The organism is Pseudomonas sp. B329, assembly GCF_023127835.1.
GTDB classification, from domain to species: Bacteria; Pseudomonadota; Gammaproteobacteria; order Pseudomonadales; family Pseudomonadaceae; genus Aquipseudomonas; species Aquipseudomonas synxantha_A.
The window spans coordinates 39578-53424 of the sequence record NZ_SPKP01000062.1 but is presented as its reverse complement, the minus strand read 5'-3'; the positions used below and the strand labels follow the sequence as shown (position 1 = coordinate 53424).

Below are 13847 nucleotides of genomic sequence, written 5' to 3'. Positions count from 1 at the left end.
TGTGTCGCAGGCAGGGCGCGGCAATGCATAGACCAAACGCCATCCGGGAGAGCAACGATGACATCGTGGGAAAGAGAGGTCTCGAGTGGGGCCGGCAACCGCCAGCTTCCCGTGGTCAAGGGCTGGCCACTGCTCGGCAGTGCGCTTGCCTTGATCCGCAACCCCCTGGGCTTCTTGCAAACCACGCGCAGTACCTATGGCGATGTCTACCGGGTCAAGGCCGCGCATATGAACTTCGTGGTATTGGCCGGCATGGAGGCGAACCGATTCGTGGCGGACAAGGGCAAGGATTGCTTTGTCTCAAGCGGGTTCTGGGAAGCGACCTTGCAAGAGATGCAATGCCCGCATTCGTTCATCGGCGTGGATGGTGATGCCCATCGCTTCCAGCGCAACCTGATGAAGCCGCTGTTCTCCAAGTCGGCGTTCAACGAGCGCATTCCCATGCTTGCGCAGATCTTCACGGATACCCTGCAAGCGCGCTACGGCGTTGATCAAAAGGTGTCGGCGCTGTTTCGGCATGTGCTGTCGCAGCAGATTGGTGGATCACTGCAGGGTTATCAACCCACGCCGGATGAAGTCGAGGCGCTGATGCGGTATCAGAATACCGCCATGAACGTTTGTGCCCTGAAAAAGTGGCCGCGGCTGGCGTTGCGCCTGCCGGGTTACCGGGCGGCGAAAAAGCAGGTGCAGGCGCTGGCCGACCGGATTATCGAGTCGGAACGGACCCAGGAGCAAACCCAGGGTTACTTCCAGACGCTCAAGGAAAAAGGGCAGATGGTCCAGCCCCAGTGGTTTACCCCAGGAGATATGCGCAACCACGCCATCATCTCCTACCTGGCAGGCATCGACACCGTCGGTGCCACCTTGAGCTTCATGTTGCTGGAGCTTTTCAAGCAGCCGCACTTGCACCAGGCGTTGCGTGATGAAGTGGATGCCTGTTTCAGCCAGGGATTGCCGGACGCTGATGGCCTGGAAAACATGGAGACCCTGAAGAACTTCATCCGCGAGGTGATGCGTCTTTATCCAACGGCCTACGCCGTGCGCCGTACGGCAGCGAAAGACTTCGAGTTCCAGGGTTACTCGATCGACAAAGGGCAGGACATCATTCTATTCACCACTGCCAACCACACGGATCCTGCGTGGTTCAAGAACCCTCAGGTCTTCGACATCACTCGCTATGAAGAGCCGCGGCTTGAACACCGCGCCAGCGGCGCCTGGGCACCCTTCGGTCGTGGGCCGCACACCTGCATCGGGGCGGGGCTGGCCAATATCCTGTTGTCGTTGAACCTGGCGCTGTTTTTGTATCACACCGATTTGCGCCCGGCGTGCAAGCTCAGCGATATCAAGATGGATTTCTCCAACCCCGCCGCAGGCTTGAGCGAGCGATTTGCCATTTCCTTTACGCCACGGAATCGCCCGTGAGCAGGTCCGAACTTGCGCCACCGCGATTGTGCCAGGTCGCAATCTGCTCCGCCGACGCCACCACCAGCATGCAGTTTTATGCCGCGTTGTTGGGTTTGCGTGCCACCGGCAGTTTTCAGGTTCGCGGACCCATGGCTGCCCGACTGTTCGAGATGACGGTGGTGCAGGGCGTCAATTACTGGATGGCTGACGCACAGGCATTTTTTCAGCTTGAATTCTTCGAGTTCAGCCAACCGTGCCGGTTGCCGGCGGCAACGCGCACACGCAGCGGCTACGAGCGCTTGTTTGTCGCGGTAGCCGATATAGACGCCGCCGTGGCGCGCTTGCAGGCGGCCGGTATACCCGTCGACCTCGCCGGCACAGTGCTGCGCGACCCCGATGGCGTACCGGTGCAACTGGTGGAGGCTGAGGCTGGCGGCGCGGTCGGGCGCATTATCGGCGTACGGCTGGTGGTCGAAGATCTGGAGGACGCCGTGGATTATTTTCATCGGGCGCTGGGGCTGCCGCTGTCGGCGTGCCAGCCCTCGGCCACGGTCAGCTGCGACACGCCGCGCTGCGCCCTGGATGCGGGTGAGCACTGGATCGAACTGGTGCACCGCCAAGGCGTGGGCGCCGTACGACCACTCAATGAACCCGGACTGATGAATGTCGCCCTGGGCGTACGCCGCCCAAGCCACTTCAATGCCCTTTACCGACGCGTGCTGCGTGAAGGCTTCAGCTCAAGCACGCCGCCGGTTGGCGGTGGGTTATCCCACGTGGTGTACCTGCGCAGCCGCGCTGGGCTGTCGGTGGAGTTGCTGCAATTGCCCGCCTGGATGGATGCCATCTGGGGCTTTCGCGCTCCCGGAAGGTTGGCCAGGCTGGCGCGGTTACTGATTGGAGGGCTGGTCGGGTTGTCGGCCAGGATGGCTCGCGCATCGCCTTGAGCGTTCGTGCGGTGTTTTGGCAAACAGCAACAGGAGCACAGGCAGACATGAGAGAGGAACGTAATTGGATCAGCGACCGCCTGGCTTCGTTCGGCGACGGCATTGCGCTGATCGCCGATGGGCAGCAGTCCTCCTTCAACGCCATAGGGCAAGCGATGATGTCCTGGCAGGCGCTTCTGGCGCACCAGAACATCGCGTGCTGCACGGTAATCATCAATGGTGATTATAGCTGCGCGATGGTGGGGGCGATTCTGGCCTTGTACACCCGGCATTGCGTGGTGGTGCCACTCAATCGCAGTTCGTCTGAACGCTGCGCGGCGGTGGCACGTACGACAGGGGCCAGTTGGATCATCGACGCCGATCACTCCGGCGATCTGCAGGCGTTAACCACACAGTTGCCCACCCACGAGTTGGTGGCAGGCCTGTTCGATCGCCGAGAAGCCGGTCTGATATTGCTCAGTTCAGGCAGCAGCGGCGAGCCCAAGGCCATCCTGCTCAGCCTCGAAAGGCTTTTTGCCAAATACCGCGATGCGCCGCGCTCAAGGCCTCGTACCACGGCTGCATTCCTGTTGCTGGACCATATCGGCGGTTTCAATACGTTGCTGCACTGTTTATTCAGCGGCTCGACACTGGTCAAGCTCGATTCCCGCGACGCCGTGAGCATTTGCCGGCAGATTGCTGAACACCGGATCCAGCTCCTTCCCGCCACCCCTACATTTCTCAACATGCTGCTATGGGGACGGGCGTACGAGACCTACGATCTTTCCAGCCTGGAACTGGTGACCTACGGCACCGAGACCATGCCCGAATCGACCCTGGCCGCGCTGAACGAGGTGTTCCCGGCTGTGCGTTTCAAGCAGACCTATGGCATGAGCGAGCTGGGCATCCTCTCCACGCGCTCGGAGTCGAGTGACTCGCTGTGGATTCAAATTGCCACTGACGATGTGCAGGTGAAGGTGGTTGATCAGATTCTGTGGATCAAGACCCGCACCGCGATGCTCGGCTATCTGAACGCGCCGTCGGTGATCGATCAGGAGGGCTGGCTATGCACGGGGGATCTGGTTGAAACCCGTGGCGATTATTTCCGCATCCTCGGGCGTGGAGAAAGCCTGATCAATGTGGGAGGGCTCAAAGTGCTGCCGGTAGAAGTCGAGAGTCGGCTGTTGAGCCTCCCCTTCGTCAAGGATGCCGTGGTATGGGGGCGCAAGAGTCCGGTCACCGGGCAGATCGTGGCCGCCACGGTCGTTCTGGAGGGTGAGTTGGACACCGACGACGCCAAGCGCCAGATCATGCTGCATTGCCAGCAAGGGTTGGAAGATTTCAAGGTGCCGCGTCATATCGAATTTGTGACCGGGCGCCTGCACAGCGATCGATTCAAGAAAATCAAGGTGGCCTCGCAATGACTGATGCAGTTTCTGACGCTTTACACACTCGCCATGACAGCGCTCCATCTGCGGTAAAGGGCACCATCATTGTCAGTGGCGGTAGCCAGGGCCTGGGATTGACGACGGTCCGATGTTTCCTGGAGGCAGGCTATAACGTCGCGACCTTCAGTCGTCGAGAGTCTCCGGCTGTCACGGAGTTGAGCGAGCGTGCCGACTTTCATTGGCAGGCACTGGACTGCACCGACTACTCAGCGCTCACCGCCTTCGTCCAGCAGGTGGAAAAGCGCTTCGGTGGCCTCGACGGGCTCGTCAACAATGCCGCCACCGGTGTTGAAGGCATCCTCAGCACGATGCGCGTGGCGGACATCGACAGTGCGCTTGATATCAACCTCAAGGGCCAGTTGTACCTGACCAAGCTGGTCACGGCCAAGCTGCTCAAGCGTGGCGCGGGCAGCGTGGTGAATGTGTCATCTATCAATGCCCTGCGGGGTCATTCCGGCCTGACGGTTTACAGCGCAACCAAGGCCGCGATGGATGGCTTGACCCGCAGCCTGGCCAAGGAGCTGGGCCCACGGGGCATTCGCGTCAACTCGGTTTCGCCTGGCTACTTTTCCAGTGACATGGTCAAGGACCTGAGCCCCCAGACACTCAGCAGGATCGAGCGCCGCACACCGTTGGGGCGTCTGGGTACCCAGCAGGAAGTCGCGGATCTGATCCTGTACCTGGTAGACCGGGGCACCTTTGTCACCGGTCAAAACATCGCAGTCGATGGAGGTTTCACATGCTGAATCATCAAGTCATGGATCAAGTATTCGATCAAGTAGAGCACCAGATCGCTCAGGTTCTGGGGGCGAAGGGTGGGCCTTTGGTGGCGGTGGAAATTGACAGCCGCTTCAGCGACTTGGGCCTGAGCTCCCTGGACCTGGCGACGCTGATCAGCAACCTGGAAGCGGTTTATGGAACAGACCCCTTCGCCGATGCCGTGGCGATCACCAGCATCGTGACCGTGGCGGACTTGTGTCGAGCGTATGCGCAACAGGGTGTGCCGGGGCCGAGTCCGGACCCGCTGGACGCCCAACTGCGTGATCTGCGCCAACTGTGAGCCAGGCCCTAGAGAGCCATCTGGGCGACCTGGCCGTTGTCGGGTTGGCATGCCGCTTTCCGGGTGCACCTGACCAGCGAGTGTTCTGGGAGAACCTGCGCCAGGGCCGCGAGTCGATCGTTGACCTTGACGATCAGCAACTGAGCGCGGCGGGTGTCACCCGCGAGCAATGGAGCGAGCCTGGTTATATCCGGCGCAGCCCGGTGCTTGAAGGCATCGAATGGTTCGATGCGCGGTTCTTCGGGGTTTCCGCGCGCGAGGCCATATTGCTCGATCCGCAGCATCGACTGTTGCTGGAGGTGGGGTATGAGGCGCTTGAGGATGCCGGGCATGTCAAGGCGGCTCAAGCCGGCGTGACGGGTGTCTATGCATGCATGGGGGGCATCACCACCAGCTATTTGCATCAGTTTGGTGACCGTCTCGACCCCTTGCATCATGAAACCGCCAGCCTGGTTCACCAGGGTAACGACAAGGATTTTCTCGCCACGCGCCTGTCCTTCAAGCTCAACCTGACAGGCCCGAGCATGACCGTGCAGACCGCGTGTTCAAGTTCGCTGGTGGCGTTGCACCTGGCCTGCAACGCTCTGCGCCTGGGGGAGGTCGACACTGCGCTGGTGGGGGCAGCCGCCATTCGTATTCCACACCATACCGGTTATCCCCTCGGACAGAGCCCGTTATTGTCTCGCGACGGTCGTTGCTGTCCGTTTTCCAGTGATGCCAGCGGCACGTTGTTCGGCAGCGGCGTGGCGAGCGTCATCGTGCGCCGCCACGCCGACGCGATACGCGATGGTGATCATGTGTATGCGCTGATCAAATCCAGCCATGTCAACAATGATGGGGCGATGAAAATCGGCTACACCGCCACCAGTGTGCCAGGGCAGGCCAAAGCCATGGTGCGGGCGATCACGCTGGCGCGCGCCAATGCGCGGCAGATCAGTTATGTGGAGTGTCATGGTACCGCCACCAGCCTGGGCGACCCTCTGGAAATCAAGGCGCTTGAAAAAGCCTTCCGCCTGGATACCCAGGACCACGGTTTTTGTGCGATAGGCAGTGTCAAATCCAATATTGGTCACCTTGAACAGGCAGCCGGCATCGCCAGCCTGATCAAAGTGGCGTTGATGCTAAAGCACGACACCCTGGTGCCTTCACTCAATTTCACCACGCCCAATCCGCGCATCGATTTCGAGCATTCGCCGTTCCGGGTCAGCCAGGACACCCGGGTGTGGTCGCAGGCGCTGGAGCAACCCGCCGACACTGCGCGGTTGGCAGCGATCAATTGCCTGGGGATCGGCGGCACCAATGTGTTCAGCGTGCTGCAGTCCGTTGCGCCAGCTCTGGTGCGCGGGACCGACGCAGCGGTGGACGTGCCGATTTGTCTGTCTGCCGCAACGCGAGAGCAACTACGCCAATACCTGCTGCGGTTCGCCCATTTCGTCCGTGACAGCGGGCCAATTGATCGTCTGGCGCTGGCGCATACCATAAACATCAGCCGCAGCGCACATCGCGAGCGGTTCGCTGGTGTGTTGAAAGCAGGCATAGACGTGGACAGGTTTTTTGAAGAGGCCGCACACAGCGTGCTGGATGCGCCGGCGACGTTCACGCCGCGCCTGGTGTATTACCTGTGCGAGCAGCCGCAGCACCTTGACGATGCCAGTCGGCAGGCATGGCTGGCGGCGCCGAGATACCAGCGCATGGCCGATGATTACGCAGAGTGCCTGGGCCGTCTCTCCAGTACGCCACAGACCGTTGAAGCGGCGGCTCGCTGCGCCGAACTGGCGTTCGAAGTGGCGCTGTATCAACAGTTGGTGCGCTGGGGGATGGTGTTCGAGGCCGTGATCGACAGGGGTTACGGCCACTGGATCAACCGCTGTCTGCAGCTCGGGTGCGGCGCATCGTCGGCACTAGACGCTAGCCCTGAGTGGTTGAGCGCGTTTGTGCAGGAGGGGCAGGGCGCCGCCCAGCTTGCTTCCCCTGGCTGGCCTGATTCGGCCCAGGTTGCAGTGCTCGTCGTCAGCCGCCAGGCCTGGGCTGTAACCGTGCCATCGTCCGGGCGCTGCGTGCATCTGGCCGAGGAAATGCTGACGTTCGCTGACGTGGAACGCTTTGCCTGCGACGTTGTGCAGGCCGGAATCAGCTTTGATTGGCTGGATTATTACCGCTTGGTAAAGGCACAGAAACTGTCATTGCCCACGTATCCGTTCGCCCGTCAACGCTATTGGCCAGTTGAAGACTGAAAGCCCGCGTGCGGTAAGTTTTTCATGGGCGCGGGAAGATGTCTCCCCATAAGGCTTATAGGTTGATGGCCGCCAGGAAGATGGGGAATATAAAAATCCAATCCGCACCGATGCCCGGGTCGCCGGCATCCACAGGAGGCGTAGATGCAGATCACTCGCCAGACCGTCCAGGACGCGTTGCAGGCCACCCTGGGCCGAGCCGTGACGGTCGAGCCACATGTGCCACTGATCGAGACTCGATTGAAAATCAACTCGCTGACCATGATGGCACTGTTCGCGCAGCTTGAGCGTGTCAGCCAGGTCACCGTTGCGCAAAAGGATGCAGTTGGCCTCTACGGTTGCAGTATCGACCAGATCGTCCAGTGGTTCGCCCAACGTGAGCAGTGAGGTCGTGAAGGCGTCGTCGCCGTTGGTAGAGCATCCGCCCGCTTGTCAGTTCGCCGCGAAGCGGGATGCGCTGGAGGAAGGCGGCACGCTGGCTGTTCAAGTAGAAGGGCAGGCGATATTGCTTTGCCAGGCCAGGCAGGCGGTCTATGCCGTGGAAAACCGCTGCCCGCATCAGGGTAAGACGATGGACGGCGCCTTGATCCGGCGCGGCCAACTGATTTGCCCGCACCACGGCGCCAGGTTCGACCTGGAGACGGGCGAGGCGTTGGGGCCGCATACCCGCTGCGCACTGACGACCTACAAGGTGCATCTGATCGACAGCGACGTGATGATCGAGCAACGCGCACAGGCCAGGCCGGAGTGCGGTACGTGAGCCTGCTTCGCCTGGCACCGCGGCTGGCAATGTGCGTCTTCTATTTTTGGTATGGCAAGGGAATGTGAGATGGAACAGTTGACCCCTGGCGTCGGTGCAAATGTATGCCTGGCATTAGCGCAGGTGTGCGATCGGCATGCCCAGCGTACCGCGCTGCACTTACCGGATCTGGGCAGTGCCGCGAAGCTGTCCTATGCCCAGCTTCATCAAGCTATCAGCAACGCAGCGGTGGCCTTGGCCGGGCTGGGTATCAAGCGTGACGATCGAATCGTGCTGTGCCTCGATGTCGAAGCCCATGCCTTGATCCTGGTATTCGCCTGCGCCTATCTCGGAGCGACCGCTGTAGTAGTGGGTAATCGCCTCAGTCAGGAAGAAATGCGCTACATCGTCAGCGATGCTGCGCCGAAGATGGTCGTCACCTCACTCAATGACCTGGGGTTGTTTGCCGGCGACCTGCATACTTCCATGGTAGTGGTGGCAGCCTCGGACGAGGACACCGGCGAGTGCTCCGTTTTTCCTGGCATCGATGAGCTCGTCTCCATGCGGGGGGCCTGCGTCGGCATGGCGTGCGTCGCAGGCGATCATCCAGCGCTGATCCTCTATACGTCGGGCACTACCAGCCAGCCCAAGGGCGTCGTCATCTCCCACGCGCACCTGGTGTGGTCAGCGCAGTCCAATATCGAGCACCTGCAGGTCACCGAAAACGATGTGACGCTGGTGTTTTTTCCGCTCTGCCACACCATGGCTTTTTCCTATCAAGTGCTCACCTCATTGTTTTCGGGAGCCGCCATGGTGCTGCGGCGGGTGTTCAGCCCCCAACGCTTCTGGAGCGATGCGGCACACTTTGAATGCACATGGGCCGCGATCCTGCCGTTCGTTTGTCATGCCCTGGCAGCCCTGGAGAAACCGGTTCGACACAGCTTCAGGTTTTGGGGCTTTCCCAGCCGCAACACCGACGTGGAGGCGCTGTTTGGTGTGAAGACCGTAGGGTGGTGGGGCATGACTGAGCTGTTTGCCATTGGCAGTGTGACGAGCGAGCAGCACAGCGCGGACCTCAATTATTCGATTGGCAAGCCAGTGAGTGGCTACCGCTATCGGTTGACCGATCCCGTCACGAATGCCGGGCCGTTCAATGCGCGAATCAGTGCCGATCTGCAGTTCAACGCGCAACCCGGCAAGAATCTGTTTCTGGGCTATCTCAACAAGCCTGGCGAAACCCGCGACGCCTTCACAGAGGACGGTTGGTACATCACCGGCGACCGCTTTTTCGAGACTACCGAGGGCGTGCTGTTTTTTGATGTGCGCTTGAAAGACATCATCAAGGTGGGCGGGGAAAACGTATCGGCTTCGGAGATTGAGTTCGCTGCGTACGCCAGCGCCATGATCAGCGAAGTGGCGGTAGTGTCGCGCCCCGATCCCTTGTTGACGGAAACACCGGTGTTGTTTGCCGTGCTCAACGCTAGAGGTCGTGAGGACCAGGCGCTCGCCAGGCGGCATATCGAACAGGCCTGCCGCGAGCGCCTGGCCGACTTCAAGCGGCCTCGCGAAATTATTTTCCTGGAAGATTTTCCCCGTGCCGGCTTGCGCAAGATTGCCAAAAATCAATTGCGCCAGATGGCTTTGCAACAGGCCCATGAACCGGCCTGAGCAGGCCCGTCATTTACCGTTTGAGGAAGGCGACATGAAAAAGCTCTATGTGACCGGCGGCACTGGTTTTCTGGGAAGCCATTTTATCTATCGGCATTTGCTCACCGGTGAGTTCGATGTGACCTGCCTGGTCAGGGGGCGCGACGACAATGAGTGCCGACATCGTATCCGCGATGCGGTGCTCTCGGCGGGCCAGCATTATCCTGCCACTGACGCGCGACTCTCTTTTGCCGGCTTGAAAGCCCGGCGCGCCGATATCACCCAGCCGTTGGCGGGGATGGATATCGCTCAGTCCCGGGCGCAGGCCTCGGAGCAGGCGGTCTTCCTGCACTTTGCTTCATCGCTCAATTTCGAAGAAAAGAACCGCGACATTATCTATGAGCACAATATCAACGGCCTGACCCATGCGTTCCATGCAGCACAGGCGTTGGGCTGCCAGACGTTTTTCTATATCTCGACTGCTTATACCGCAGGCGTTGGTTCGGGTGAGGTGGAGGAATGCCTGCACCAGAGCACTGAATTCAATAACTATTACGAAGAAACCAAATGTGCGGCCGAGCACTTGATTGACCGCCTGTGCACTGCCAGTGGAATTGAGTTGGTGATTATCCGACCGTCGATTGTTATCGGTCCGCAGGCCACTCAATCCGCAGGTGGCAGCACCACTGGCCTGTATGGGTTCCTGAGGGAGGTCAACCGCCTCAAGCGCGCCATGCGCAACACTGAACAAACCGTGCGCCTGTCGGGTAAGCCCCACGCCAGGGTCAACCTGGTGCCAGTAGATCAGGTGTGCCAGGACATCATGCGGGTGTACGACAATCTGGCGAGTTGCCCGCGGGGCATCTTCCACGCCACGTCGTCGACCAATATCGAAGTGCGCGTGTTGCTCGATATTATTTCCCGGGCCATTGAGCTCAGTGGTTTGCAGATCGATGAAAGCGGGCTGGAAAACCCCTCGGCCATCGAGAAACTGCTGGCCCGTAAAACCGTGTTTTACAACCCCTACATCCACAACACCAAGACCTTTCTTCGGGCCGATGGAGGCGGCTGTGCGCTGACGATTGCAGACGTCGAGGGCTACATCAAGGGTGGGGTGGTGGCGCTGAGCCAACGCAAACCTGACCTCTTGCGTCAATACGTGATCGATACACAAGACCGGGTGCCCCTCAATGTCTATGCCTCGGCGGACAAGCGCAAGGAAACCGTGGTCTTCATCAACGCAGTCGGCATGCCTTTGGAACTGGCCAACCGCCTCAGGGAGGCCCTGGAAGATGACTTCCGCTTTGTTACCTGGGAAAGCCGCGGTATCCCCAGCCCCGTGGATGATATCGACACCATTGACGTCAGTGTTGCGGCGCATATCGGCGACCTGCAGCGGATTTTTGATTACTTCAATATAGAAAAAGCACATCTGATCGGCTGGTGTTCGGGGGCCTACATCGCCTATCACGCCCGCAAGTTGAAAGAAGTCGCGAGCCTGACGCTTATCAGTGGCGCGTATGGTCTGGTGAGCGCAGAGGAAGAGGAGACCGCTTTCATGCGCAACCTGCGGCAGGTGTTGCCGCTTATTTCACAGTCGCGTAGCCAGGCAGAGCGCTTTCACGCGTCGTTTTTTGCGCGCTCCGGCAGTGAGAATACCGAGAGTGCGACACAGAGCCGCCAATCCAGCGAGATCCTCGACGCGACGGATCCGAACCTTATCCACCTGACGAGCCTGCCCTTTGAATCCGCGGAGTCGCTGTATTGCTATAGTCGGGCTATTACCGCGCTGCAAGTCGGCGAGTACCCGCTGCAGGATGAGCAACTCGGGGTGCCGTGCCATGTCATCGCCGGCACCTGTGATGAAGCTGTGAGCCCCCATGAGTCAAAGCGCTTTATCGAACTGCATGAGGGTGCTGACTATTCGGAAATCGCTGGCATGGATCATTTTGGTTTGTATAACCACCTGGGGTTGTTGGGGGTGGTGACGGCGTATATCAAGAACCTCAGCCCGGTGATGCCGGGTTCCCAGGCGGATGCATAAGTCCAGCCTGCTCATCCACACGGCATCAAAGGAGGGAAGATGAAAAGCAAATTGATCGAGCACGTCGCGGACTTGTCCATGCCCATCGATTATCAAGAGGTCCTGGCACGCGACGATCAGAGCAGTGTCCCGGCCGATATGCGGGAGCATTTTCCCGCAGGCCGGTACAGGATGGAGGTTGATCGCGACGCCTATCTGTCTGCCGGTTTTCATCAACTGGAAATGGATCGGATGTGGTCTCGAGTTTGGCAGATGGCTGCGCGGGAGGAACAAATTCCAGAGGCGGGGGATTTGACGCTCTACGAGATCGGCGAGTTATCCTTCATCCTCGTTCGTAACGAAGCACTGGAAATCAAGGCCTACTACAACAGTTGTCGTCACCGTGGCCGGCGCCTGTGCTCGGGCGATTCGAGCGTGCGAGAACTGCGTTGCCCCTATCACGGATTTGCCTGGGACCTGGATGGCACCCTCAAGCGCATACCGGCGGCATGGGATTTTGCCCACCTTGACTGGGAGGGTCGCCGTTTGCTGGAGGTCAAGACAGACACCTGGGGCGGTTTCATTTTCATCAATATGGATCCTGCCTGCGAGCCTTTGGCCGATTATATGGAGAGCCTGCCCGGTGAGTTGGCCATCAATCAGTATGAGGGCAAGTACATTGCGGGGCACAGCCGGCACATACTCCCGGCGAACTGGAAAAACGTCATGGAGTCCTTCATGGAAGGGTTGCATGCCCCCGAGACGCACGGGCATACATGGGCCCATCTGAGCGATACCCTGCAATACGATGTTCGACCCGATGAGCGTCATGTGAGCCGCAGTTTTCACGCGGTCGGGCTATCGGTCTGCGAGGATCATGAGCCGCTGTCCGAACAGGCGATCATGGATCAATTTCATCGCAACGTACTCAATGGGAAAAGCGGCCCCTACGCCCCTCACCTTCAGGCCGGCATGACAGCAAGGCGCTACATGGCCAGTGTGATGCGTTTGCAATACGGGTTGGCCAGTGGCAGGGATGTCAGTGGGTTGTCTGACGCTGAAGCCGTCGATGTACTGCAGTATTCGCTGTTCCCGAATATGATCTTCTTTCGCGGCATTTCTCTGCCGCCCGTGCTGCGTTTTCGCCCCAACCAAAACGACCATAACAGCTGCATCTTCGATCTTTTCTACTTGGTCGACATACCCAAGGGCGCGCAGCGGCCCGAGCCTGCAGCGACCGTGGAAATGGGGCCGGACGACACCTATGAGCACGCCGGTGTACTGCCTGACTGGTTAGGCTATGTATACGATCAGGACATGGACAATATCAAGAATATGCGTGCGGGCCTGCAAGCCTTGAGCAATGACCCGCTGGTATTGAGCGATCTTCATGAATCCAGGATACGGCACTTCCATAACACACTTATGCACTATCTTGACAGGCGCGATTGAACCATTCGTCACGGGACTTAATGCGCGCCATTATGACTTTTGTTTAATTTGACAATCTATGTTTTTTCGTTAACTTACTTCTTGAAGTGGATTGGATCCAACCTGCCTGGCAAGGTGAGCGTTGCTCTTCGAATAGTGGCCATTCAATGTGGGGCGGCCACTAATAGTCCCCATATAACAAGGAGGTTAAGATGCTTGAAGACATTCTGATGTGTGAGACGCTGGAGGCCTGGAGTAAAGTGCTGTTTGCCTTGGCGAAAGAGTATGGATTTTCTTCGGTGCTGTTTGGGGTTAAGCCCACGATCAGTACGCCTTTCAGCTCTTCGACCATCATCAGTAATTATTCCAGGTCATGGCGCAGTATCTATGACGCGAATGCCTATTACGAAGTCGACCCTGTTGTGTTTCATTGCTTGAACAGTTCATTGCCGTTGGTCTGGACAAAGGAAAATTTTATTAACAAGCCCGAACAGCAATTGTATGAGGCTGCGAGTGCCAGTGGTGTTTGTTCAGGGCTGTGTATGCCCATCCATGGGCCGCGCGGAGAGTTCGGAATGTTGAACTTTATTACGGATGAGAAGTCACCGGCCGACGTCATTCGTTCCAAGGGGCTGCCACAATTTGCCTTGATGCGTGATTATCTGATCGAATCGTTCCAGAAAATACAGAGTGCTGCTGAAAAGGAGGTCGAAAAACCACCGAAGTTGACCGCTCGTGAGCTGGAATGTCTGAAGTGGGTGGCCGCCGGTAAAACCTCTTGGGAAATTTCGCGAATTCTGTCCTGTGCAGAAGTTACAGTTAATTACCATGTCACCAACTTTATGCGTAAGTTCAATGCTGAATCACGCCAGCACGCCGTGATCAGCGGCATCCGTTCCGGCCTGGTCACGCCCTGATGCGGATTATCGATAACGCCT

General features: G+C 58.8%; 12 protein-coding genes. All 12 read left to right on the top strand.

Annotation, left to right across the window (positions count from 1 at the left end; all coding sequences use genetic code 11):
• The first annotated feature begins 57 nt into the window (after positions 1-57).
• Positions 58-1422, top strand: a complete 1365-nt coding sequence (locus tag E4P00_RS27075) for a cytochrome P450 (protein ID WP_032877012.1) — start codon at positions 58-60, stop codon at positions 1420-1422.
• Complete coding sequence (locus tag E4P00_RS27070; RefSeq protein WP_216090991.1) at positions 1419-2348, top strand: VOC family protein; 930 nt, start codon at positions 1419-1421, stop codon at positions 2346-2348. The genes E4P00_RS27075 and E4P00_RS27070 overlap by 4 nt, the downstream gene beginning before the upstream one ends.
• A gap of 47 nt (positions 2349-2395) precedes the next feature.
• Positions 2396-3751, top strand: coding sequence for a fatty acid--CoA ligase family protein (locus tag E4P00_RS27065; protein ID WP_078820782.1), 1356 nt, complete (start codon positions 2396-2398; stop codon positions 3749-3751).
• Positions 3748-4521 carry an SDR family oxidoreductase gene (locus E4P00_RS27060; RefSeq protein ID WP_078820783.1) on the top strand — a complete coding sequence of 258 codons (774 nt, stop codon included), beginning with the start codon at positions 3748-3750 and terminating at the stop codon, positions 4519-4521. Before E4P00_RS27065 ends, E4P00_RS27060 begins: the two co-directional genes overlap by 4 nt.
• Positions 4515-4835 carry an acyl carrier protein gene (locus E4P00_RS27055; RefSeq protein ID WP_032877008.1) on the top strand — a complete coding sequence of 107 codons (321 nt, stop codon included), beginning with the start codon at positions 4515-4517 and terminating at the stop codon, positions 4833-4835. The genes E4P00_RS27060 and E4P00_RS27055 overlap by 7 nt, the downstream gene beginning before the upstream one ends.
• Positions 4832-7069, top strand: a complete 2238-nt coding sequence (locus tag E4P00_RS27050; protein ID WP_078820784.1) for a polyketide synthase — start codon at positions 4832-4834, stop codon at positions 7067-7069. Before E4P00_RS27055 ends, E4P00_RS27050 begins: the two co-directional genes overlap by 4 nt.
• 144 nt (positions 7070-7213) lie before the next feature.
• Positions 7214-7456, top strand: a complete 243-nt coding sequence (locus E4P00_RS27045; protein ID WP_032877005.1) for a hypothetical protein — start codon at positions 7214-7216, stop codon at positions 7454-7456.
• The gene (locus E4P00_RS27040; RefSeq protein ID WP_050549317.1) at positions 7446-7829 is read left to right on the top strand and encodes a Rieske (2Fe-2S) protein; all 384 of its coding nucleotides are present in this window, start codon (positions 7446-7448) and stop codon (positions 7827-7829) included. The genes E4P00_RS27045 and E4P00_RS27040 overlap by 11 nt, the downstream gene beginning before the upstream one ends.
• Positions 7830-7898: 69 nt before the next feature.
• Positions 7899-9476, top strand: coding sequence for a class I adenylate-forming enzyme family protein (locus E4P00_RS27035; RefSeq protein WP_248133363.1), 1578 nt, complete (start codon positions 7899-7901; stop codon positions 9474-9476).
• Positions 9477-9510: 34 nt separating this feature from the next.
• Positions 9511-11499, top strand: a complete 1989-nt coding sequence (locus tag E4P00_RS27030; protein ID WP_050549316.1) for an alpha/beta fold hydrolase — start codon at positions 9511-9513, stop codon at positions 11497-11499.
• Positions 11500-11538: 39 nt separating this feature from the next.
• Complete coding sequence (locus E4P00_RS27025; protein ID WP_032877002.1) at positions 11539-12930, top strand: aromatic ring-hydroxylating dioxygenase subunit alpha; 1392 nt, start codon at positions 11539-11541, stop codon at positions 12928-12930.
• 191 nt (positions 12931-13121) lie between these two features.
• Positions 13122-13826: a LuxR family transcriptional regulator gene (locus E4P00_RS27020; protein ID WP_050549315.1), complete on the top strand. Its 705-nt coding sequence runs from the start codon at positions 13122-13124 to the stop codon at positions 13824-13826.
• Positions 13827-13847 lie beyond the last annotated feature (21 nt).